The sequence below is a fragment of the Pyxidicoccus trucidator genome (genome assembly GCF_010894435.1).
Taxonomy (GTDB): Bacteria; Myxococcota; Myxococcia; order Myxococcales; family Myxococcaceae; genus Myxococcus; species Myxococcus trucidator.
In genome coordinates this window covers 312,805-334,346 of sequence record NZ_JAAIXZ010000012.1, presented here as the reverse complement: position 1 = coordinate 334,346, position 21,542 = coordinate 312,805, and the positions used below count along the sequence as shown (strand labels likewise).

The 21,542-nt window shown below is 72.1% G+C and carries 16 protein-coding genes; 10 read left to right on the top strand and 6 right to left on the bottom strand.

Features of this window, described 5'->3' with window-relative positions:
• Nucleotides 1-74 precede the first annotated feature (74 nt).
• The gene (locus G4D85_RS31065) at nucleotides 75-1,142 is read left to right on the top strand and encodes a DUF2804 domain-containing protein (protein ID WP_164017651.1); all 1,068 of its coding nucleotides are present in this window, start codon (nucleotides 75-77) and stop codon (nucleotides 1,140-1,142) included.
• 59 nt (nucleotides 1,143-1,201) lie between these two features.
• On the opposite strand, the gene G4D85_RS31060 is transcribed toward G4D85_RS31065, so the two are convergent.
• Nucleotides 1,202-2,518 carry a hypothetical protein gene (locus G4D85_RS31060; RefSeq protein WP_164017650.1) on the bottom strand — a complete coding sequence of 439 codons (1,317 nt, stop codon included), beginning with the start codon at nucleotides 2,516-2,518 and terminating at the stop codon, nucleotides 1,202-1,204.
• Between the two features lie 483 nt (nucleotides 2,519-3,001).
• Between G4D85_RS31060 and G4D85_RS31055 the strand changes: the two genes are divergently transcribed.
• On the top strand, nucleotides 3,002-4,111 hold the full coding sequence (locus G4D85_RS31055; protein ID WP_205525789.1) for a zinc ribbon domain-containing protein: 1,110 nt from the start codon (nucleotides 3,002-3,004) through the stop codon (nucleotides 4,109-4,111).
• 87 nt (nucleotides 4,112-4,198) lie between these two features.
• Here the strand turns inward: G4D85_RS31055 and G4D85_RS31050 are convergent, their stop codons facing one another.
• A complete protein-coding gene (locus G4D85_RS31050; protein WP_205525788.1) occupies nucleotides 4,199-5,563 on the bottom strand; it encodes a DUF6986 family protein in 1,365 nt (454 codons plus the stop codon).
• A complete protein-coding gene (locus tag G4D85_RS31045; RefSeq protein WP_164017648.1) occupies nucleotides 5,560-8,112 on the bottom strand; it encodes a M1 family metallopeptidase in 2,553 nt (850 codons plus the stop codon). Before G4D85_RS31045 ends, G4D85_RS31050 begins: the two co-directional genes overlap by 4 nt.
• A 423-nt stretch (nucleotides 8,113-8,535) precedes the next feature.
• Here G4D85_RS31045 and G4D85_RS31035 point away from each other — a divergent pair, with 423 nt between their 5' ends.
• From G4D85_RS31035 to mtgA, 3 genes are all read left to right on the top strand, one after another.
• The gene (locus G4D85_RS31035) at nucleotides 8,536-10,557 is read left to right on the top strand and encodes a sensor histidine kinase (protein WP_164017647.1); all 2,022 of its coding nucleotides are present in this window, start codon (nucleotides 8,536-8,538) and stop codon (nucleotides 10,555-10,557) included.
• 197 nt (nucleotides 10,558-10,754) lie between these two features.
• Entirely contained in the window at nucleotides 10,755-11,420 is a 666-nt protein-coding gene (locus tag G4D85_RS31030) for a CHAP domain-containing protein (RefSeq protein ID WP_164017646.1), read from the top strand.
• Between the two features lie 221 nt (nucleotides 11,421-11,641).
• Nucleotides 11,642-12,505, top strand: a complete 864-nt coding sequence (gene mtgA / locus G4D85_RS31025; protein WP_164017645.1) for a monofunctional biosynthetic peptidoglycan transglycosylase — start codon at nucleotides 11,642-11,644, stop codon at nucleotides 12,503-12,505.
• Between the two features lie 75 nt (nucleotides 12,506-12,580).
• Here the strand turns inward: mtgA and G4D85_RS31020 are convergent, their stop codons facing one another.
• The gene (locus tag G4D85_RS31020) at nucleotides 12,581-13,885 is read right to left on the bottom strand and encodes an APC family permease (protein WP_164017644.1); all 1,305 of its coding nucleotides are present in this window, start codon (nucleotides 13,883-13,885) and stop codon (nucleotides 12,581-12,583) included.
• Nucleotides 13,886-14,006: 121 nt separating this feature from the next.
• Between G4D85_RS31020 and G4D85_RS31015 the strand changes: the two genes are divergently transcribed.
• Nucleotides 14,007-14,690 carry an archaemetzincin gene (locus G4D85_RS31015; protein ID WP_164017643.1) on the top strand — a complete coding sequence of 228 codons (684 nt, stop codon included), beginning with the start codon at nucleotides 14,007-14,009 and terminating at the stop codon, nucleotides 14,688-14,690.
• Between the two features lie 4 nt (nucleotides 14,691-14,694).
• Here the strand turns inward: G4D85_RS31015 and G4D85_RS31010 are convergent, their stop codons facing one another.
• Both G4D85_RS31010 and G4D85_RS31005 read right to left on the bottom strand, forming a co-directional pair.
• Nucleotides 14,695-15,282 (bottom strand): PLP-dependent aminotransferase family protein, encoded by a 588-nt coding sequence (locus tag G4D85_RS31010; RefSeq protein ID WP_240359591.1) that lies wholly within the window; start codon nucleotides 15,280-15,282, stop codon nucleotides 14,695-14,697.
• Complete coding sequence (locus G4D85_RS31005; protein WP_240359590.1) at nucleotides 15,279-16,004, bottom strand: hypothetical protein; 726 nt, start codon at nucleotides 16,002-16,004, stop codon at nucleotides 15,279-15,281. Before G4D85_RS31005 ends, G4D85_RS31010 begins: the two co-directional genes overlap by 4 nt.
• A gap of 287 nt (nucleotides 16,005-16,291) precedes the next feature.
• Between G4D85_RS31005 and G4D85_RS31000 the strand changes: the two genes are divergently transcribed.
• The 4 genes from G4D85_RS31000 to G4D85_RS30985 all read left to right on the top strand — a co-directional run bounded on the left by G4D85_RS31000 (nucleotide 16,292) and on the right by G4D85_RS30985 (nucleotide 21,538).
• Entirely contained in the window at nucleotides 16,292-16,831 is a 540-nt protein-coding gene (locus G4D85_RS31000) for a MarR family winged helix-turn-helix transcriptional regulator (protein WP_240359589.1), read from the top strand.
• Complete coding sequence (locus G4D85_RS30995; RefSeq protein WP_164017642.1) at nucleotides 16,818-18,704, top strand: chloride channel protein; 1,887 nt, start codon at nucleotides 16,818-16,820, stop codon at nucleotides 18,702-18,704. Before G4D85_RS31000 ends, G4D85_RS30995 begins: the two co-directional genes overlap by 14 nt.
• Nucleotides 18,701-20,104, top strand: a complete 1,404-nt coding sequence (locus G4D85_RS30990) for a DUF2156 domain-containing protein (protein WP_164017641.1) — start codon at nucleotides 18,701-18,703, stop codon at nucleotides 20,102-20,104. The genes G4D85_RS30995 and G4D85_RS30990 overlap by 4 nt, the downstream gene beginning before the upstream one ends.
• Nucleotides 20,105-20,224: 120 nt before the next feature.
• Entirely contained in the window at nucleotides 20,225-21,538 is a 1,314-nt protein-coding gene (locus tag G4D85_RS30985) for a cytochrome-c peroxidase (RefSeq protein WP_164017640.1), read from the top strand.
• The last annotated feature ends 4 nt before the right edge of the window (nucleotides 21,539-21,542 follow it).

Sequence of the window (21,542 nt, the reverse complement as noted above, 5' to 3'; positions counted from 1 at the left end):
GCAATGTCGGCGGGTGGCCCTTGGTGGGCGACTCCGGATGACATCCGCGCGCAGTTGCCTTCCAATGGGGGCAGATGACGCCTGAGCGAGAAGCCTCCCTTCCTCCCGCCCCCGCCTCCGTGGCCTCGGCGCGGGGCGAGCCCCGATTTGGCACCTACCAGGGCGAGCTGCCCGAGGTGGACCTTCCCAAGCTGCAGGGGCAGTGGTCCCCGACGCGCACCACGCGGCTGCTCAAGCGCAAGCGCTGGCACTACACCTTCGCGGCCACGCCGGAGGTGGCGGCCCTCTTCGCGGTGGTGGACCTGGGCTACACGGCGAGCGCCTTCGCGGTGGCGTTGGATTTGCGCGAGCGCCGGCCGCTGTGTGACGTGAGCTTCCTGGGCGCGCCCGGGCCCATGGTGGAGCTGGGAGACAAACCCGGGGCGGGGCTCAACGCGTGCTTCCGGACGCTGGGGGGCAAGCTGTCGGTGCGGCGCGGCGAGGAGGACGAGCGCTACCGGGTGGAGGTGGACGTCAGCCGGCTTCGCACCGGCAGCCTCCAGTCCTTCCAGTGGGCCGGGGACTTGCTGGTGGCCGGCGGCCCTCCCGCGCTGACGGTGATTGCGCCGGTGGAGGGTGACGGGCTGGTGAATGTCACCATGAAGCGCAATGGCCTGCTGACCTTCGGCAGCCTGGAGGCGGGTGGGAAGCGCTTCCGGCTGGATGGCGGCGTGGGCGGCATGGACTACACGCAGGGCTACCTCGCACGGCACACGGCGTGGCGCTGGGCCTTCGCCGCGGGACGGCTGGCGGACGGGACGCCGGTGGGCATCAACCTCGTGGAGGGCTTCAACGAGAGCTCGGACGTGGCGAATGAGAATGCGCTGTGGCTCGGGGACCGGCTGTATCCGCTGGCGCGGGCGCGCTTCGAGTACAACGCGAAGGAGCTGATGGAGCCGTGGCGACTGACGACGGTGGATGGCGCGGTGGACCTGCGCTTCCAGCCGTTCTACGTCCACCGCGAGGAGCGGGACTTGCGCCTCGTGGTGAGCCACTTCGCGCAGCCGGTGGGCTTCTTCGCGGGCACGGTGAAGGTGGGCGCGCGCACGCTGGAGTTGTCCAACGTGCCCGGCGTCACCGAGGACCAGGACATGCTGTGGTGAGGTGAGCTGGCGGCTTCAGGCCGGGCTCCGGGGACGCCAGGGGCGGAGAAGCGGGCGCGTCACGGAGCGGTGTGGATGAGCTCGGAGGTGAGCATCCCTTCCGGGCGGGACAGCTCCAGCCACTCCAGCAGACCCTGGGTGTCCGCTCTCGCCTTGGCGGTGCTGGCTCCAATCGTCAGCGTGAGCGCGCGCGGACCGGCGCTTGCGGAGGAGTCACGACGTAGCGTGAGCTCCACGGGGGCGGTGGCGTCGACGGCGGGGCGGTACACGTCGAGCACCACCTCCGGTCTGTCTCCGGACAGCAGCCACTTGCTGAGGGTGAGGCGGATGTCGTCTTCCGTGGCGAGCCCTCGCTTCGAGATGAAGGTACCTTTCAGCGCGCGCGGGCCCTGGCGTCCTTCGTAGCGGTAGGGGGTGCCGGGGACGGTGAGGCCCTCTGGGCTGGTGGGTTCCCGGATTGTGGCGGTCCGAGGTTCTGGCTCGGCACTCGGGGTGGGACGAGGCGCTGGTTTGGCGCTCGGTGCGGCGCGGGCCGCGGACTCGGCGCTCGGGGTGGTGCGAGCCGCGGACTCGGCACTCGGTGTAGTGCGAACCGCTTGCTGGCCGTCCGGTGCGGTGCGCGTCGCTGACCCGGCGCTCGGAGTGGGAAGGGCCGTTGGCGCCGGCTCACGCCGCAGCGTCACCTGCAATGCGAGGGTGCCGTCTTCCGCACGCGCATGGCGCAGCTCCGTCAGGTAGCCTCGCTCGTCGGTGAGCGTGGTGGTGGTGCTGTCCTCCGCGCGCAGGCCGCCCTCCGCGCGGGGCAGGAGCAGGCTGGTGGTGGACTCGGTGCGCGTGTGGCCGCCCCCCACGCTTCTCGACGTGCGCCACTCGAAGCCGGCGAGCTTCCCGTCCAGCTTCAGTACATGGAGTTCCTCGCCACGCGCGGTCGGACGTGCACGGCCCGGCACCTGGAGTGAGCGGGCCAGGTCGGTGGTGATGCGCCGGAACGTCTTCGCGTAGCCGGGCTCGTCGTGCGCGCACAGCAGCGGCAGCCCGGGGCTCGCGCTCACCATCAGCTTCATCTGCCCCGCTCCCGTGCCGCCGGACGTGGCCGTCTCGTAGTCCACGCGCAGGAACAGGGCCGGCGCTCCAGCTACCACCGCGACCTCCGTGGGCGCCATGCGCCGCACCGTGACGCCCGGGCCGCTGCCGACCGCCTTCGCCACCGCGAGCAGCGCGCCCGCGGCATCCAGCGGACGCTCATAGACGAAGCACGCCAGCGCGGCCTCCGTGCCCAGCGGGATGTCGATGCGCGTGGAGCCCTCGTTGCGCGTCAGCGTGGGCGGGGCGGACGCCTCTACCTCGGCGGTGAAGACGCGCTCGGGGGAGTTCACCCGCTGCTTCGGCAGTGGCGGCAGTTCACGTGCGAAGGGGCCCGTGGGCTCGGGCTCGGTGGGCCTGCCAGGCGTTCCGGTACCCGGGGCGCCTGTCCGCGTCCCTGACGGCTCGGCTTCCGTCCGGGAGGTCCGTGAGGGTCCGGCACAGGCGGTGGCGAGGCACAGCAGGAGGGCGAATCGCCGCATCGGTGGACTCGGGGTGGAGCAGGGGAAGCACCGGGAAGGGAGGAGACGATGACGCTAGCGTGACCTCGGAGCGGGGAAGGAAGACGCCAGCGTGTCCCTGGAATGGAGCAGGAAGACGCCAGCGTGCCCCTGGAACGGAGCAGGAGGACGCTAGCGCGACCCTGGAATGACGTCAGGGGCCACGGAGGTTGTTCCCCGGGAAGGCGTGGGCTCGTCAGCCACGGGACATCCCGGGGCTCGCCCTGCCTCGGGAGGCGGTAGGCTTCGCCTCATCCCGCTGCTACGAGGGACCTCATGCTCTGCTCGCATTGCGGCCAGCCCCTTCCCGCGAACCCGGGTCCCGCCTGTCCCCACTGTGGAACGAACGTTCCTTCCGCCAACTCGCCCGTGGAGGACGCGGCCGACACCGCCCGCCGCACCGCCGAGGCCGCCGGCCGCGCGGTCCAGAACCTGCTGGAGGACCCTCGCCTGCGTGAGCGCCTTCCAGGAGGCTCGCTGCCCCTGCTCGGCTCGGGGCTGGTCGCCACGGCCGTCCTCCTGCCTGCGCTCCCTGTCATCGGTGGAACCATCGGCCTGCCCTGGTCGGTGGTCATGCTCGCGGGCAGCGTGCTGCTGGGCGCTCGCGAGTGGCGCGCCGCGGGCCGGCCCGTGCCTCCCTTCCTGGAGCGGCTCGCGCAGGTGGCCTCGCATCCCGCCTTCCTGCCCCTCTTCACCGGACTCACGCTCACCTTCGCCTTCCTGGCGCTGGGCCTCGGGCTCGTGCCGGTGCTCTGGCTGGGGGCCGCCGTCGTGCTTGGCTACGTGCAGTGGCGCGTATTCCAGGCGTCCCCCTCGTCGGCTCCCGAGCTGCGGCCACGTCCGGGTGCTGCGCGCTTCAAGCGCTTCGTGCTCGCGGGCGCCGCCGCGTGTGCGGTGTCGCTCCTGTTCTCCTGGGGCTCGGGCGTCGGCGGCTGGGCGTCGCTGGGAGGCTACGGGTATGAAGTCTCTCGCGTGACGGAGATGGACCGGAGCGGCCGTCCCACCGGCTCCTCATGGGACGAGTGGAACTACGGCTGGCGGTCCAACCCCTCCTACACGCCCTACGTGTACCGCACGTCCGGAAGGGCCCGAGCGGGAGCCCCGCTCGCGGTGATGTCGCTGCTGGCGCTCGCGCTGCTGGCCCTGGTGCCCCGGGCGCGCGCAGCGGTGGCGCCGCTGCTGCCTCTCGGCCTCGCCGTGCTCCTCACCGTCTGGGGGCTGCTGGGGCTCTCCGCGCGGCTGGGGCCCTGGCTCTTCCTGCTCGGCGTGCTGGCCATCGACGTCGCGGTGGTGCGCGAGTTCATGCAGACCCGAGGCGCCGGAGGCTCCGGCACTCCGGATGGCACCGGGACACCGGGCGCGGGCCCCGGCCCGGCGGCGCCGTAGACCGTGCTGTTCGGAAATGTCGGGACATTCGCGCCGCGCAAACCCCCGACATTTCCGAACAGCACGCCCCCAGTCCGCTCCGGGCCCTCACCCTCCTGAGGCGCGGGCCCGGCGTGACTCGACGATGGCGCGGAAGGAGCGGCTGCGCAGCTCCTCCAGCGTGAGGCCGGCGGCCAGCACCTCGTCCTGGTTGAGCGCACCGCAGCTCAGCCCGCGCAGGAAGAAGTTGAGCAGTCCCTGTCCGGTGGCCGCGTCGTCGAACACGTCGCCCACCAGCGTGGCCTGCGCGGCCTTCTCCATGAATGCCTTCAGCCGGCGAGAGGCGGCATCCAGCCCCTCCAGGAAGAACGCATACACGGCCGCGTAGCGCACGGGGAACTGCCCCGGGTGCAAGTCCCACCCCTGGTACCACGCGCGCTCCAGCGAGTGCCGGATGTGCCGGTACGAGAGCTGCCACACCCGGTGCACCGCCTCCATGTTCTCCCGCCGCTGCGTGGGCAGCACCCCGGCCTCGCCCTGCGCCCTGTGCGGTGGCACGGGCATGACGTGGGTGGCGCCGTCGGCCAGCATGACGCCGGTGCCGGCGAGCGACACCTGCACCACGTCCCGCAGGAAGTCACAGGCGGGGTGCAGCATGCTCTGCGCGTGGGCGCTGACGCTGAGCGCGGCGGTGTAGTCGTACACGCCCAGGTGCACGCTGGTGCAGCGTCCCGCGCTCGCCGCCACCAGCCGGGGCAGGTGCAGCCGCCCTTCCAAATCGAACAGGGCCTGGGGCGTCTCCACCATCAGCTCCATGCCCACCGAGCCCGTCGGCAGGCCGCGCTCCGTCTCCAGCACCTCCAGGATGCGCGCGAGGGTGGCCACCTGCTCCGGCATCGTCACCTTGGGCAGCGTGACGACGAAGGAGGGCGGCAGCTTCCCGCCCGAGCGCTCCAGCAGCGTGGTGACGAACAAGTCCAGCGTGCGCGACGACCGCTCGAACAGCTCCTCGGTGAAGGACTTGACCCGGATGCCGATGAACGGCGGCAGTGAGCCCTGCTCCAGGCCTCGCGCCATCTCCTCGGCGGCGGAGACGGCGTGCCCGTCCTCCTCTGCGTCGGGGCGGTGGCCGTAGCCGTCCTCGAAGTCGACGCGCAGGTCCTCCACCGGCTCGCGCTCGAGCTTGTCCACCACGCGCCCGTAGACGCGCTGGGCGAAGCGGCCCCGCTGGGGCAGCCCCAGGCCATGGGCCAGCTCGGCCGCGTCCGGGGCGTACTCCTTCAGCGCCGCGAGCGCCAGGTCCCCCAGCTTTCGCGCCGTCGTCGCGCGGAAGAGGTGGGCGCCCCCGTACACCACGTGCACGGGCTGCCGGCGGGGCGACTCGCCGGGATACGCGCGCTCGAAGCGGGTGTTGGCCAGGCGTAGAGCCTCGCGCGCGCTGGCGAGGCTGGCTGGCGTGAGGGTGGTCTTCACGGCTGCTTCTTCAGCCACGCGGACACCTCGGGGCCGCAGCGCTCACGCAGGGCCACGTCCTGGGACAGCCGCTCCAGCGTCTGCGCGGTGGCCTGCAGCGCCTCGGGCACGGGGTTGGCCTGGAGCAGCGCCTTCACCTGCTCCAGGTGCTCGCGGGTGCGGAGGATGCCCATGGCCTCGACGATGCGGCGCAGCAGCATGGGCGCGCTGCCCGAGCGGCCCAACACGTCCTTCCACCGCTTCTGCATCTGCGCCCACCACGTCTCGCGGCCGGTGCGGTTGGCCAGCAGGCCTGCCACGAAGCTGGCCACGTCCTGCGTCTTCACCGTGTCGCTGAAGTAGAGCCCCTGCGAGCGCTCGGCCAGCGCCGGGTCCTCGAAGCCGGTGAGCGCCATGAGGTAGCGGCGCTGCGTGGCCGGGTCCGGCTCCTTCGGCATCCGCTGGAGGAACGTCTCGAAGAGGGCCGAGTCCCCTGCGCGCGCCACCATGGCCACCGCCGCGTCCAGCAGGTTGGGCTCCAGCGCGTCCCGGTCGCCTTCCAGCATGCGGGCCACGCGCGGGCGGGCCTCGGCGAGCGCCTCCGGGCTGCGCGCCAGGCCGCCCACCGCGCGCACCAGCGCCGCGCGCCGCAGCTTCACCTGGTCCGACTCGCCCGCCGCCGCCTGCCAGCCCACGCGCTTGAGGCCGGGGGCCAGCAGCCGCCCCACCCACCGGCGGAAGCGCTCCTGGTCCTCGCCATCCACCAGCCGGCCTTCGATGTACGCCAGCCGGCCCACCAGCTCGTCCAGGACGGAGTCGTCCTCCTCGTCCCCGAAGCGGCCGGCCAAATCGAGCAGGTCGCCGATGGAGGCCTGCCCCGAGCGCACCAGCGCCCACTGGTCCGCCAGCAGGGAGATGCGCTCCGAGGGCGCCAGCGCCTTCACATTCGTGGCCAGCTTCTCCATCGCCGGCTTGTCGTACGACACGCGGTAGAAGCCGGTGGAGCCGGCGTTGGCCGTCAGCCACTTCACCTCGCCCGAGCCCTCCAGCTTCACCGCGGTCTGCGCGTCCCGCAGCAGCACGCGCTGCTCGCGCACGCCGGAGCCGTCCTCGTAGCGCAGCACCATGGGCACCGGCCACTTCTCGTCGCTCTGCACGCCCGGCTCCGAGTAGAAGCGCCGCTGCGACAAGAGCAGGGTGCGCCCGTCCAGCCGCGCGGACACCATGGGGAAGCCGCTCTGGCCCACCCACGCGGTGGCCAGCTCCTCCACCGGCTGCTGCGCGGCCTTGCCCAGCGCGTTCCACAAATCTTCCTTCACCGCGTTGCCGCGCGCGTGCGTGCGCATGTACTGGCGGATGCCCTCGCGGAAGGGGCCTTCCCCGAGGAAGCCCTCAATCATCCGCAGCACCGCGCCACCCTTCTCGTAGGTAATCGCGTCGAAGCTCTCGCTGGCCTCGGCCGCGTTGCGCACCTCGCCGTGGATGGGGTGCGTGGACTTGAGCGCGTCCAGGTGCAGGGCGCTGGCGCGGTGCGTGTCGAAGTCCAGCCACATGCGCCACTCGGGACGCCACTGGTCCACAATCTTGAAGGCCATCCACGTGGCGAAGGCCTCGTTGAGCCAGAGGTCGTCCCACCACACCATGGTGACCCAGTTGCCGAACCACTGGTGCGCCAGCTCGTGCGTCACCACCTCCGCCACGCGCTTCTGCACGGACAGGGGCGCGGTGGCCGGGTCCAGCAGCAGCGCCACCTCGCGGTAGGTAATCAGGCCGGCGTTCTCCATGGCGCCGGCCTCGAAGTCGGGGATGCCCACCTGGTCCACCTTGGTGAAGGCATAGGGCAGCCCGAAGTAGTCCTGGAGCCGGGGCAGCACCGCCAGCGCCACGTCCTGGCCGAAGCGCGTCAGGTGCGCCTTCTCCGGCAGGGACCAGGTGCGCACCGGCACGCCCTCCACCTTCTGCTCGGCGGTGCCCACCAGCGGGCCCACGACGAGGGCGATGAGGTAGCTGCTCAGCACCTCCGTCTCCTGGAACGTCACCTTCTGGAGGCCGCCGTCCTGCTCCTCCTTCCGCACCGGGGCGTTGCCCAGCACGGTGAGCCCCGGCGGCACGCGCACGGTGAGGGCCCACTTCGCCTTGAAGGCCGGCTCGTCGAAGGAGGGGAAGAGGCGGCGCGCGTCGGCGGCCTCGAACTGGGTGGCCGCCACCTTGCCGGCCTGGTAGATGCCGCGCAGGCCTTCCATGAAGCGGCCCGTCCACGCCACGTCCAGCGAGGCGGGGCCCGCGGGCAGCGGGGTGTCGAAGCGGAGCACCACCGTCTCGCTCTTCGTCATGGGCTGGAGGGAGGCGGGCTTGCGCTGCTCGCTCCCCGCGCGGAACGTCACCTCACCGAGCTGCAGGGAGATGGCGTGGAGGATGATTTCCCGCGCCGGCTCGGCCAGCTCCAGCTCGATGGTCTGCTGTCCGGAGAAGGTCCGCGCGTCCAGGTCCAGCGTGACGGTGGCCACGTAGCGACGGGGACGGATGGTGGTCGGCAGGCGGAAGTTCTTGTCTTCGGTCGGATGCGCCATAGGGAGGTGGAATGTAGCGTCCGGGCCGCTCCGTGCCTGGACTTATGTGAAGGGTGTCCGCCGTCACACCCTTGAAGCCCGGGGGCGGCGGGGAGCGGAGGTGGTCGGGCGTGGGACGAGCTGGTGGAAGAGGCTGGACTCGCGCTTGAAGAAGCCCTCCGTGTGGAAGGAGTGGGACAGCTCCAGGAGCATGAAGTCGAGGTGATGTGGGGGCGGCGGCCCGGCGTCAGGGTGTAGAGGCCGTGCAGCTCACGTCCAGGGGCGGGAGCATCCGGGCGGGGACTCCGTTGCTCCCCACCTGGCGGGTGGGGTGGGGCCCGAAGCCGGACGTGCGCTCTCTCGTGCCCTCGCCCTTCCTAGCACCCGGCCGGGCACCCCCGTGCTGCTTACCTTCCGCTGGGGGTTGTGATGGCACGACGCGCCATGTTGCTCGCAGTCTGCTTCGTGGCGCTGAAGTTCATCAGCCTGCACTTCGTGTTTGCCCCCTTCAACAGCGCGCTGCTGTGGCTGCCCGCGGGGCTGAGCCTGGCCTTCGTGCTCCGCTCCCCGGTGCGGATGTGGCCGGCCCTGCTGGCCGCCATCTTCGTGGCGGAGGTCGGGACGGTGGTGGCGCGGGGGATACCGGTGCACGCGGCGTTGGCCTGGGGACTGGGCAACGTGCTGCGCACCCTGCTGGGCGCGGTGCTGATGCGGCGCTTCATTGGCGGGCCGGTGCTGTTCCGGCGGGTGCGGGACGTGGCCGGGTTGCTGGTGCTGGGGGCGGGAGTGGGCTCGGTGCCGAGCGCCACGCTGGGGGCGGTGGGCACTGCGCTGTGGGGCAGCACGCTGCCGTTCTGGGCCGAGTGGCGGGCCTGGTGGCTCAGCGACATGCTGGGCACCGTGCTGCTGGCGCCGGTGCTGCTGACGTGGTGGCCCGTGGCGCGCCAGCCCCCGGGCCCGAGTCGCCTGGCGGAGACGTGGGTGCTGCTGGCGCTGGTGGCCGGCGTCACCACCTTCATCTTCAGTCGCCCCGGCACGGCGCCGCTGGGGCTCCTCGCGACGCTGCCCTACGCGGCCTTTCCGCTCGTCATCGCCGCGGCGCTGCGCCAGGGGCCGCGGGGCGCGTCGAGCGCGTCGGTGGTGATGGGGACGCTGGCGGTGGGCTTCACCGCGGAGGGCTGTGGCCCCTTCGGCATGCTGCCCATGTCGGTGGCGGAGCGGGTGCTCTCCGTGCAGGTCTTCCTGGCCGTGCTCAGTCTGACGGCGCTCACGCTGGCGGCGGTGGTGGCCGGGAGGCGCCGGGCGGAGGTGGGCCAGCGCGTGCTGGCCGAGGCGGGCGCGGTGCTGGCCCGGTCTTCGGACTGGGACGCCACGCTGCCGCAGGTGGTGCGGCTCCTCGTCCCGGACCTCTGCGCGGGCGCCGCCATCTGGAGGGTGGACGACCAGGGCATGGTGCGGCGGGTGGCGTCGGCGGGGTGGACACCCGCGCGCGAGGTCGGGCTGCGCGGGCAGCTGCCTCCGCTGCCGCGAGAGCCGTGGCACTGGAGGAACCGGAACGGCTCGGGGGTCCTGGTGCCGCTGTGGCTGCGCGGGAGGGGGGTGGGGGCGCTCGCGATGGTGGCGGACGAGGAGACCCGCCCGCTGGGCCGGCGCGACGTGCTGCTGGCGGAGGACCTCGCGCGCCGGTGCGAGCTGTCGATGGAGAACGCGCGCCTGCTGGGCGAGGCGCACGAGGCCATCCGCGCACGGGACGAGTTCATCGCCGTGGCGGCGCACGAGCTGCGCACCCCGCTGGCCACGCTCACCCTGCGCGTGCAGAGCCTGATGGGGCAGCTTCGCCGCTCGGGCGAGCGCGAGGCCGCGCTGGAGCGACTGGGCTTCATCTCGCGGCAGGTGGCGCGGCTGACGGGGCTGGTGGAGAGCGTGCTGGACGTGGGCCGCGTCAACACCGGCACCCTGGAGCTGCGGCGCGAGGAGGTGGACCTCACCGCGCTGGTGGAGGAGTGCGTGGAGCGCTTCGCGGACGAGGCGGCGCGCTCCGGCTGCGAGCTGCGGCTGCGCCGGGAGTCCTTCCACATCTCGGGGTGGCTGGACCGGGGGCGGATGGAGCAGGCGCTCAGCCACCTGCTGGGCAACGCCATCAAGTTCGGCATCGGCGCCCCGGTGGACGTGGACCTGACGCAGGTGGAAGGCCGCGCCCGGCTCACGGTGACGGACCACGGCATCGGCATTCCGCCCGAGGCGCTGCGGCGCATCTTCGTGCGCTTCGAGCGCGCCGTGCCGGTGCACCAGTACGGAGGTCTGGGGTTGGGACTGTTCCTCACCCGGCAAATCGTGGAGGCGCACGGGGGCACCATCCACGTCACGAGCGAGGAGGGTGCGGGCGCCACCTTCGTGGTGGAGCTGCCGGTCCACGTGCGGCCGGCACTCCAGCACGTGTCGGCGCAGCCCCAGCCCGGCGCCTGAGCTCCGCCCGCCCGGGAGCCTTGCGGGAGCTGCGTGCTTCCACTGGCGCCGGAGGGTTCCACCCACGGTCCTCCCGCCGTCCCGGGTGGGCAATCCCCTTCCCACACCGGGTACCCTCGCGTCCCATGGGGGTGTCCACCGCCTGACGCCCGAGCGGCCATACAGGCGCGGCACGCGCGTTGCTCTGACGCGGGGACATGCATCGTGGAGTGTGGCTGGGGGCGGTGGTGGGGATGCTGCTGTGGGGCGGTGAGGCGGAGGCGGTGCGGAAGCGCGCGCCGAAGCGTCAGGCCACCGTCACGCTGGCGGAGCGGGCCGTATGGCGCGCGAAGGCCTGGGTGGGGCTGCGCTCACTGACGACGGTGAGCACGACGGTGAACGATGACTGCTCGGGGTTCACGCAGCTGGCCTACCGCAAGCCCGGGCTGAGCCTGATGCCGGAGCGGACCCTTCCCGGGGAGAACGGCGTGAAGGCCATCTACCGGAAGGCCTCGGGCCTGGGCACGCTGCGCGAGACGCCCCGGCCGGGGGACATGGTGTTCTTCCGGGACACGCATGACCGGAACAAGGACGGGAAGCTCAACGACGGCCTCACGCATATCGGCGTCGTCGAGCGCGTGGGCGACGACGGCACTGTGACTTTCGTCCACAAGGCCAGCGGCCAGGTGAAGCGCGGTCGGTTCAACCTGGCGCGTCCCGACGCGCGGAAGGACGAGAAGGGCCGCGTCCTCAACGACTGGCTGCGCCGCAAGGACAAGCGCAACCGGGGCTATCTGGCGGGAGAGCTGGTGGCGGGCTTTGCTTCCGTGGACGAGAGCTGGAAGAGCACCCCCACGCGGCTCGCATCGTCGAAGCGCCGGTAGCTCCAGAGCCCCTGCCTGCACGGGGGGCAGACGAGCGGCGCTTGAACGCTGCTGCCCTCCTGGCGCAGCGGACGGCGGGAGCTCCGAGTCCGGACCTCCGGGCCCGGGCGTGACGTCCGGCGCGGGAGGCGCTATGCACCGGCCTGATGTCCCTTTCGGATGGTCGGCCGGCTCCGGGGCCCCAGGAGCCTGAGCACACACCCGCGGCGCCCACGGGGGTCGTGCGTGGCAATGCTTCCTCCGCCAGCGCGTCCCCCACGTCCCCCGTGTCCCGGTCCGCTCCGCCCGTGGGGCGTGGCTCGCGGCGGAAGAAGGTGCTGCTCGCGCTCGCGGGGCTGCTGCTCGCCTTCAGCGTGTACGAGTACGTCACGCTGCCGGATGCCGGGGCGCTGGAGAAGGAGAACCCGAAGACGACGGCGCTCATCGAGCAGCGCGCGGAGGAGGCCCGGGAGGCGGGGAAGAAGGCCCGCCGCCGCCAGCACTGGGTGGCGCTGTCGGCCATCTCAAAGCACGCGGTGGCCGCGGTGCTCGTCTCCGAGGACGCCGGCTTCTACGTGCACGAGGGCGTGGACTCCTCCGAGGTCCGCAAGGCGATGGAGGAGGCGTGGGAGAAGGGGCGCCTGGGCCGGGGCGCTTCCACCATCACCCAGCAGCTGGCGAAGAACCTCTGGCTGTCCACGGACCGCAGCCTGCTGCGCAAGGCGAAGGAGCTGGTGCTGGCGCACCGGCTCGAAGAATCGCTCACCAAGAAGCGCATCCTCGCGCTGTATCTCAACGTCGTCGAGTGGGGGCAGGGCGTCTACGGCATCGAGGCTGGCGCGCGCGAGCACTTCGGCGTGTCCGCGTCGCAGCTCACGGTGGCGCAGGGGGCCATCCTCGCCGCGATGCTGCCGGCGCCTCGCAAGCGCTCGCCCTCCTCCGGCTCGCGGGCGCTGTGGCGGCGCGCGCACTGGATTGTGGACCAGCTCGCGTCAGTCAACCGCATCACCGCCGCCCAGGCGGACGAGGCGCGCGGGGACATCGACCGGCTGCTGGGGCGCAAGCCGGCGGGCGGCAGCGCGGACGACGACGAAGACGAGCGGTGAGGCCGCGTCCGGGCGCGCGTGCACCGGACGCCAGCGTGTCGTTCCGTCCTCGAGGCACCGGACAGTGGCGCCGCCTCAGCTCGGCCGACGCCGGGCGGCGAAGTGCTGGTAGGCGAGCGCGCAGACGGAGACGACGCCCACCCACGCGAGGAACGTCCCCACGAAGAAGAGCACCACCGTGCACGCCAGCAGCGACAGGATGGCCGCATACGAGAGCGGCGGGCGGAGCAGCCGGACGGCGGCGGCCATGGACAGGACGTACGTCGCGAGGAACGACGACGTCGAGAAGGGGAGCAGGTCCGCGATGCGCAGCTTCGCGAAGTGCGTCACCCCGAGGCCCAGCAGCGCGACGGCACAGAGCGCCACGAGCGCCCGGTGGGGCGTGCCCGACGCGGACGTGACGCCAAGCCAGGCGGGAAGCTGGCGTCGCTCGCCCAGCGCGAAGGCGAGGCGGCTGGTGCCCGCGACGTAGGCATTCACCGGGATGAACGAGAGCAGCAGTCCCGCGATGCCCACCACGCGCGAGGCGCTGGGCCCGAAGACATTCGCCGCGAGCAGGACGAGGGGCGTCTGCGCTCCCGCCTCGCCCCCATGGGCCCGGACGCCGACGGTGACAATCGCCAGCGGGAGGTAGACGAGCGCGACGATGCCCACCGCCAGGAGGCTGGCCCGCCAGATGTCGCGCGGCTCCTTGAACTCGCGGGCGAGCGGGGTGATGGCCTCCCAGCCGACGAAAGCCCAGAAGAGCTGCACCGACGCGAGCCCCACGGCCGCGGGGCCTCGCGAGAAGAACGGGGTGAAGGCGGTGGCCTCCACCTCCGGGAGCGCGCGCCCGACAATCAGCGCGAGCCCGGCGACAATCACCACCAGCGTCACCAGCTGCGCCGTCGCGCTGACGCGCAGGCCCACGAAGTTGAGCGCATAGGCGGAGACCACCAGCGCCGTGCCGAGCACGACGGCCATCGTCGGGCCGCCGCCGAGGACGCTGGCGCCGTACTCGCCGGCAATCAGCGCCACCACCGCCGTCCCCGTGGGGACCTGCGCGAGGAAGAGCCAGCCCGCGACGGCGCCCCAGCGCGGACCGAAGGCGCGCTCAATCGCATCCGAGAACCCGGCCGCGTCGGCGCGCTGGCGCGAGAGCGCGGCGTAGGTGAGCGCCAGCGGCAGGGACAGGAGCACCAGCCCCAGCCACGCCAGCACCGACGCGGGGCCGGCCGTCTCCGCGGCGATGGCGGGCAGGACGAGCACGCCCGTCCCGAGCACCGAGCCGACGTAGAGCGCGACGCCCTGCCACAGCCCCAGCGTGCGGCGCAGGGCCTGGGGCCGGGCCTGGGCGCTGCTGATGTTTCCGTGGTTCACGGTGGCGGTGCTGGATGACATGCGGACCTCTCTTTCCCGGAGAGGTATTTCCCAGTGGAGTGGTCTGGACAATGGCCACTCCGCACCGGTTCGATATGACCACTGCTCACGGGCCCCCGGGAAGAAGGGCTACCATGCGGCCATGCGCTTTCCTTCCGTCGGGCTCGCGGTGTCGCTGCTGTGCCTCTCCGTGTTGCTCCTGGCCCGGCCCGCCAGGGCGGAGCCGCCACCTGCCCCCGAGCGGGTGGTGGCCATCCTCCCGTTCGGCTCTGTGAGCCAGGACATCCTGGACCGGGTGGCACAGGCGCTCCAGGAACGGCTGCACGTGCAGGTGCGCTTCGAGCCCCAACGCGAGCTGCCGAAGGCGGCCTGGTATGCGCCCCGTCGCCGCTGGCGCGCGGAGAAGCTGCTGGAGGCCATCGACGCGGACCCGCCAAAGGGTGCCTGGAAGGTGGTCGCCATCACCGAGGCGGAGATCTCCACCACCAAGGACGACATCCCGGACTGGGGCATCGCCGGGCTCGGCAGCCTGAGTGGTCAGTCCTGCGTGCTGTCCACGCGCATCTACCGGAAGCACAGCAAGACGCAGGCGGTGCTGCTGCGGCGGATGGAGGACCTGGCCGTCCACGAGTTCGGCCACACGCTGGGCTTCGACCACTGCGAGACGGAGGGCTGTGTCATGTCGGACGCGAAGGGCAAGGCCGTCAGCTCCGCGGACAGCAGCACGGGCCACTACTGCGCGCGGTGCCTCGGGCTGCTGTCGCCGGAGGACCGCGCGCGGATGAAGGTGGAGGCCGGGAAGCGCGTCACGCCCGGCCCCAGGTGAAGCGCTACAGCCCGCCCACCTCCAGCGCGCCGCCAAGCCCGGGGAAGGGCTTGGTGAGGAGCGCCTGGAAGACGATGTCCTCGAGCCGGATGTTCACCGGCAATTGGGGCGTGCCGATGCCGCTGCGCACCACCGTGTTGCTGACGATGAACCAGACGCGCCGCTTGCCGATGACCTCCTTCAGCGCGGGTGTGTCGATGCGCACCGCCGTGCGGCTGTTGGGCAGGTAGTCGCGCACCGGGAGGATTTCCGCCGCCGTGTCGTAGTAGGCGGGCAGATTCACCGCCGTGTAGACCTCCGGCTCCTCCGGCGTGGCGGTGCCCGTGAAGGACAGCCGCGCGGACGTGCGCAGTGTCAGCGTGGGCGACGGGTTCACCAACGTGAGGGTGGCGGCGACCTGCTCGACGATGATGTCCAGGTCCTGGGTGTTGACCGTCTCCTCCGGCAAATCCAGCGCCACCTCGGCATAGACGGGCTGGAGCACGGAGGTGACGGGCACCACCTGGTCGAAGGGCTCGGTCTGGACGGAAATCTCCGCCGAGCACGCGGACAGCAGCAGGACGCAGGAGACGAAGAGGGCTCGGGTCATCATCGGAAGGTCCAGGAGAGGTCGACGACGGGAAGCACGGGGAGGCTCTCGCCCGGGAGGGCCGGGTCGCTCAGGTCCACGTAGGCGGCGCCGAGCCCGAAGCCGAGCCCCTCACCTCCGTAGCGGAGGCCGGCCGCGGCGCGGAAGGCACTGCCTCCCTTCACGCGCACGCCGGCCTCGGCCACCACGGACCAGTTGCCGAAGAAGTTGAGTCCGGCTGAGCCCGTGAAGGAGAGGTAGTCGGAGGTGTAGTGGCCGTAGCGCGCCTCGCCCTGCACCAGCAGCGGGCCCAGCACCAGCCCATAGACGCCGTAGAAGGACGGGCCGGACAGCTCCGGCTCGAAGCTCTGGATGGCGGGCTCCTCGGCCTCTACCCTGTCCGAGTAGACGGAGGCGCCCACGAAGTGCGTGTAGCGCGCGCCCACCACGAAGCGGTGCGGGCCCGCGGCCAGCGCCCAGCGCAGCCCCAGGTTGGGGGCGAGCATCGCGTCCGCAACCAGGGAGGTGTCGACAGCGAGCCCTCCAAAAAGGGGGATTGCCGTGCGCTGGAAGCCGAGCACCGGCGCGTCGATGACCTCCGCCGCGTCCGTCGTCATCAGACGCGCGGTGTTGGTGCGCACGCCCCTGGGTTCGGCGTCAGCGGCGGCGATGGAGGGAGAGAACAAGGAGAGGAGCGCGCAGGCGACGACAGCGCCTCGCGTGCCAGCAGGACGTCGAAGTATCAAACACCGGCTCCTGGAGAGGGGGCCGTGTCTCATATTGCGGATTCCTGACCCGGGCGCCTCTTCGCCGCGCATTGTGTCGACTGGCTGTCGCTGCGAGCACGCGCGGTCTCCGATGACCTGGCCGGCTGCCATCGGCCCCGCTTTCACACCCGGGGGGGCCGCCTGCCTGACCGCCAGTGAGTCGCTGTCGCCCATACCGCAAGTCCGGGAGGCGGCCGGCCAGCCGCCGACCCACGGAGTTTCCGTTGCGGACGGGGGACGCGGCGCGTACCTTCCGCGCAATTTACATGGGCTCCCATATAAAACGCGGCAAGGGTGCGGAGCAGGGCGAGGTGCGGGAGGTGATGGACGGCGTGCGCCGCCTCGTGCGGCTGCTACGCGTCTCCGCCCGTGCCTCCGAGCGCCTGGTCGGTATCAGTGGCGCGCAGCTCTTCGTGCTGCAGCGGCTCGCCGAGGCCGGCCCCTGCTCCATCAACGCGCTGGCCGAGCACACCCTCACGCACCAGAGCAGCGTGTCGGTGGTGGTGGCGCGCCTCATCGAGCGGGGGCTCGTCACGCGCCGGCCCTCGCCGGAGGACGGCCGCCGGGTGGAGGTGGCGCTGGCGCCCGTTGGCCGGGCGCTGCTGAGCGAGTCGCCTCCCATGGCCCAGGCCCGCCTCATCACCGGCCTGCGGCGGCTCGAGCCCGGCGTGCGCGAAGGCCTGGCGCGCGGGCTGTCCGCGTTGGTGGCGGAGCTGGGGCTCGACGGCGACTCGCCGCCGCTCTTTTTCGAGGACGAGCCGAAGCCGCGCAAGCGGCGCAAGGAGAAGTCAGATGGAGCGGCCTGAGGTGGAGCGCGTCGAGCAGGGCCTGGGCACCGGCCCCGAAGCGCGGGAGAAGCTGCCGGTGGCTCCGTCGATGGGCCCCACGCTCGCCGGGGTGCGCGCCCCCACGGTGCTGGAGCCCGTGGACCGACGGGTGGTCTTCATCAGCGCCCTCGCGGTGGTGCTGGCGGTAGCGGCGGGCCTGGTGGCGGAGCTGCTGGGGTCGCTCATCCACTTCTTCACGAACCTCGCCTTCTTCGGCCGCTTCTCCGTGGCGCCTGTCTCCCCCGCGGACCATGCGCTGGGCGGGTGGGTCATCCTCGTGCCGGTGGTGGGCGCGCTCATCGTCGGGGTGATGGCGCGCTACGGCTCGCGGGCCATTCGCGGGCACGGCATCCCCGAGGCCATGGAGCAGGTGCTCTACAACCAGAGCCGGATTCCGCCCCGCATGACGTTCCTGAAGCCGCTGTCGTCCGCGGTGGCCATCGGCACGGGCGGCCCGTTCGGCGCGGAGGGCCCCATCATCGCCACGGGCGGTGCGCTGGGCTCGCTGCTGGGACAGCTGCTCCACGTCACCGCGGACGAGCGCAAGGCGCTGCTGGCCGCGGGCGCGGCGGCGGGCATGGCGGCCACCTTCGGCGCGCCCGTGTCCGCGGTGCTGCTGGCGGTGGAGCTGCTGCTGTTCGAGTACCGGCCGCGCTCGGTCATCCCCGTGGCGCTGGCCACCGCCACCGCGACGGCGGTGCGCCTGGCCTTCGTGGGCGGCGCGCCCGCCTTCGCCATGCCGGACCTGGCGCCCCCGGGAGGCGCCGCGCTGGCCTTCTACGTCGCGCTGGGCGCGGTGGTGGGCGTGGCCTCCATGCTGGCCACCAAGGCGGTGTATGCCATCGAGGACGCCTTCGAGAAGCTGCCGGTGCACTGGATGTGGTGGCCCGCGCTGGGCGCGGTGGTGGTGGGCGTGGTGGGCCTCTTCTCCCCGCGCACGCTGGGCGTGGGCTACACCAACATCGAGGACATCCTCTCCGGGCGCTTCGTGGGCACCGCCATGCTGGTGTTCTGCGTGCTGAAGTTCGTGTCCTGGTCGGTGGCGCTGGGCAGCGGCACCTCGGGAGGCACGCTGGCGCCGCTGTTCACCCTCGGAGGCGGGCTGGGCTCGGGGCTGGGGTTGCTGGCGACGCAGCTGGCTCCGGGCCTGGGCGTGGACATCCGGGTGGCGGCGCTGGTGGGCATGGCGGCCATCTTCGCGGGGGCTTCGCGCGCGCTGCTGGCCTCGGTGGTGTTCGCCTTCGAGACGACGCGCCAGCCCATGGGGCTGCTGCCACTGCTGGGTGGGTGCGCGGCGGCCTACCTCGTGTCCTCGCTGCTGATGCGCCACTCCATCATGACGGAGAAGCTGGCCCGGCGCGGCGGGCGTGTCCTCACCGAGTACGGCGTGGACGCGCTGGGACAGGCGCTGGTGCGCGACGTGGGGCTGAGGCCCGTGGTGACGTTGGAGGCGGCCCGGCCGCTGGACGAGGTGCGCGCCTGGCTTGGCTCCGGCGCGGCGGGCACCACCCACCAGGGCTTCCCGGTGGTGGAGGCCGGTGCGCTGGTCGGCGTCGTCACCCGGAGGGATTTGCTGGACGGACAGGACGCCGGAGGCCGGCGCGTCCGGGAGCTGGTGAAGCGTCCGCTGGCGGTGGCGTACGCCGACAGCTCACTGCGCGAGGCGGCGGACCTCATGGTGGAGGAGGGCGTGGGCCGGCTGCCCGTGGTGCGGCGCGAGGCGCCCACGCAGGTGGTGGGCATCCTCACGCGCAGCGACCTGCTGGGCGCCAATCGGCGCCGGCTGGACGACGCACGGCGGCTGGAGCGTGGAGTGGGCGGTCCCCGGCGGACCGGGCCGCAGCCGGCATGAAGCGGACGGAGGTGAGCGAAGCGGCACCCGGGGCCGCCCTGGACGAGCGCGCGCGAGTGCTGGCGCTGCTGCGCCGGTACGGCTGGAATGCCACGTCCTTCCAGGTGCTGCAGCCGGGCTTCCGCTACTGGTTCGACGCGGCGGGCGACGCGTGCGTGGCGTACGTGGACACGGGCGGCGCGTGGGTGGCGGCGGGCGCTCCCATCACCTCGGCGGAGCGCATCCCCGCCGTGGTCGCCGGCTTCCAGTCGGCTGCGCGCGCGGCGGGTCGGCGCGTGTGCTTCTTCGCCACCGAGCCGCGCTTCACCGAGCTGGTGCCGATGGAATCCCTGCCCGTGGGCGAGCAGCCCGTGTGGGACCCGTCGCACTGGGAGGACGTGGTGCGCGGCAGCCGGAGCCTGCGGGAGCAGCTCCGCCGCGCCCGCAGCCGGGGCGTGGCCGTGCGCGAGGTGCCCGCGGCCGTGCTGGAGGACCCGGCGCACCCCACGCGCCGCGCGCTGGACGGGCTGAAGTCGCGGTGGCTGGCGTCGCGCCGCATGGCGCCCATGGGCTTCCTGGTGCAGCTGCGCCCGTACGCCTTCGCTCGCGAGCGTCGCGCCTTCGCGGCGGAGGTGGATGGGACGGTGGTGGGCTTCCTCGCGGTGTCACCCGTGTATGCGCGCGAGGGCTGGTTCCTCCAGGATTTGCTCCGGGACCCGCGGGCTCCCAACGGCACGGCGGAGGCGCTGGTGGACGCCGCCATGCGCGCCGCGGCGGCGGAGGGGCGGCGCTACGTGACGCTGGGGCTGGCGCCGCTGTCCGGGCCGGTGCGGCCGTGGCTGCGGCTGGCGCGTGCGTGCGGCCGGCCGCTGTTCGACTTCGAGGGGCTGCGCGCCTTCAAGGCGAAGTTCCGCCCCGACGCGTGGGTGCCCATCCACGTGGCCTATCCCCAGCAGAACGGCGGGCTGGCCGCGGTGTACGACGCGCTGCGCGCCTTCGCGCGAGGCAGCCTGGTGCGCTTTGGCGTGGCCACGGTGCTGCGGCGTCCCCGGCTGCTGGTCCATGCGCTGGCTGTGCTGCTCGTGCCCTGGACGGCGCTGCTGGCACTCCCCGCCACCCGGGACTGGTTCCCCTCCGTGCAGGTGCAGTGGGGCTGGGTGCTCTTCGACGTGGGGCTGTGCGTGGGCCTCTTCTCGCTGGTGCGGCGCTGGCGGGACGGGCTGGCCGCGCTGCTGGGCTCGCTCACCGCCGCGGATGCCTGTCTGACCTTCGTCCAGGCCGTGACGTACAACGGAGCTCGGGCGCAAGGCTGGCTGGACTGGGCGGTCATCACAGCGGCGGTGCTCGCGCCCGCCGCGGCCTCAGGTCTCCTCTTCCTCTCGCGGGACGTGCACCTGTCTGGCCAACCCTCCAATCCCTGACACTCCCTCCCGCGCGCACTGGACCTCCCCGGGGGACAATGGTGTTTTCCGGGGAGACTCGTTCCGGCCCCTCACCGCGAACTTCTCGCGGTACCGGATGCGGTCGATAGGAGGGACACGATGCGCACGCCGTCCGGCGCTGCCCTGCCGCTCGCCGTCCTGCTGTATGCCCTGACCGGGCACGCCGAGCCCCCACCCCAGAGCTCCGCACCTCCCCCAGCCGACCTGCCACCGGGCGTCTCGCTCTCGCTCTGGAAGCTCGCGGTGCCCGCGAGCGCCGCGCCCACGCCGGAGAAGGTGCTGCTGGGAGAGAAGCTCTTCAACGACAAGCGCCTCTCGGTGGACGACACCGTGTCGTGCTCCACCTGCCATGACGAGAAGTTCGGCTTCACGGACGGCAAGCCCGTGTCCGAGGGCGTCAAGGGCCAGAAGGTGACGCGCAACAGCCCCACGATTCTCAACGCCATGTTCAACGCGTCGCAGTTCTGGGACGGGCGCGCGAGCACGCTGGAGGACCAGGCGAAGCTGCCCATCCTCAACCCCCGGGAGATGGGCATGCCCAACCCGGAGGCGGTCGTGGTCAAGGTGAAGGCCATTCCCGAGTACGTGGCGGAGTTCCGCAAGGTCTTCAACCGGGAGGTGAACTACGACGACCTGGCGGCGGCCATCGGCGCCTTCGAGCGCACCCTGTACTCGGGCAACGCGCGCTTCGACCGCTTCATGCTCGGCGACGCGAAGGCCCTCACCGACTCCGAGCGCCGCGGCTGGGCCCTCTTCAACGGCAAGGGCCGCTGCAACAGCTGCCACGCGGGCAACGTCGTCAACCCGCTGTTCAGCGACCAGAAGTTCCACAACATCGGCGTCGCCGCGCACAAGCAGGACTTCGTGAAGCTGGCGCGCCAGGCGCTGAAGGTCGTCCGCACCGGCGACGAGAAGCAGATTGACGAGCTGGCGCTGGAGACGAACTTCTCCGAGCTGGGTCGCTTCCTGGTGACGAAGCAGGAGAACGACGTCGGCGCCTTCAAGACGCCCACCCTGCGCAACATCGGCATCACCGGCCCGTACATGCACGACGGTTCGTTGACGACGCTGTGGGACGTCATGGACCACTACAACAAGGGCGGCGTGCCCAACCCGTACCTGGACGGGGGCATGCAGCGGCTGGGGCTGACGGAGCCCGAAATCGACGACCTGGTGGCCTTCCTGTTCACCCTGACGGACGAGCGCTTCGCGAAGCTGAACACGAAGTTCCTCGCCGCGCAGCGCGCCCGGAAGAACCAGCGCCCGGAGCGGGACACGGCCGTGGCGCTGGGGAAGAAGGGGAACCTGGGAGACCTGGCCCCCAACCCGGACCTGAACGTGAAGAACCCCGCGGACCTTGGCGTGTACGGCACCGAGCTGTCCGTGAAGCCCGCTTCGACGAAGAAGCCTTAGAGGA

Excerpts from the sequence above, each read along its gene's own strand:
- G4D85_RS31020 (WP_164017644.1), bottom strand. The coding sequence starts at position 13,885 with ATGTCATCCAGCACCGCCACCGTGAACCACGGAAACATCAGCAGCGCC.
- G4D85_RS30985 (WP_164017640.1), top strand. The coding sequence starts at position 20,225 with ATGCGCACGCCGTCCGGCGCTGCCCTGCCGCTCGCCGTCCTGCTGTAT.
- G4D85_RS31045 (WP_164017648.1), bottom strand. The coding sequence starts at position 8,112 with ATGGCGCATCCGACCGAAGACAAGAACTTCCGCCTGCCGACCACCATC.
- G4D85_RS31015 (WP_164017643.1), top strand. The coding sequence starts at position 14,007 with ATGCGCTTTCCTTCCGTCGGGCTCGCGGTGTCGCTGCTGTGCCTCTCC.
- G4D85_RS30990 (WP_164017641.1), top strand. The coding sequence starts at position 18,701 with ATGAAGCGGACGGAGGTGAGCGAAGCGGCACCCGGGGCCGCCCTGGAC.
- G4D85_RS31035 (WP_164017647.1), top strand. The coding sequence starts at position 8,536 with ATGTTGCTCGCAGTCTGCTTCGTGGCGCTGAAGTTCATCAGCCTGCAC.
- G4D85_RS30995 (WP_164017642.1), top strand. The coding sequence starts at position 16,818 with ATGGAGCGGCCTGAGGTGGAGCGCGTCGAGCAGGGCCTGGGCACCGGC.
- G4D85_RS31065 (WP_164017651.1), top strand. The coding sequence starts at position 75 with ATGACGCCTGAGCGAGAAGCCTCCCTTCCTCCCGCCCCCGCCTCCGTG.
- G4D85_RS31030 (WP_164017646.1), top strand. The coding sequence starts at position 10,755 with ATGCATCGTGGAGTGTGGCTGGGGGCGGTGGTGGGGATGCTGCTGTGG.
- G4D85_RS31010 (WP_240359591.1), bottom strand. The coding sequence starts at position 15,282 with ATGATGACCCGAGCCCTCTTCGTCTCCTGCGTCCTGCTGCTGTCCGCG.
- G4D85_RS31000 (WP_240359589.1), top strand. The coding sequence starts at position 16,292 with ATGGGCTCCCATATAAAACGCGGCAAGGGTGCGGAGCAGGGCGAGGTG.
- G4D85_RS31055 (WP_205525789.1), top strand. The coding sequence starts at position 3,002 with ATGCTCTGCTCGCATTGCGGCCAGCCCCTTCCCGCGAACCCGGGTCCC.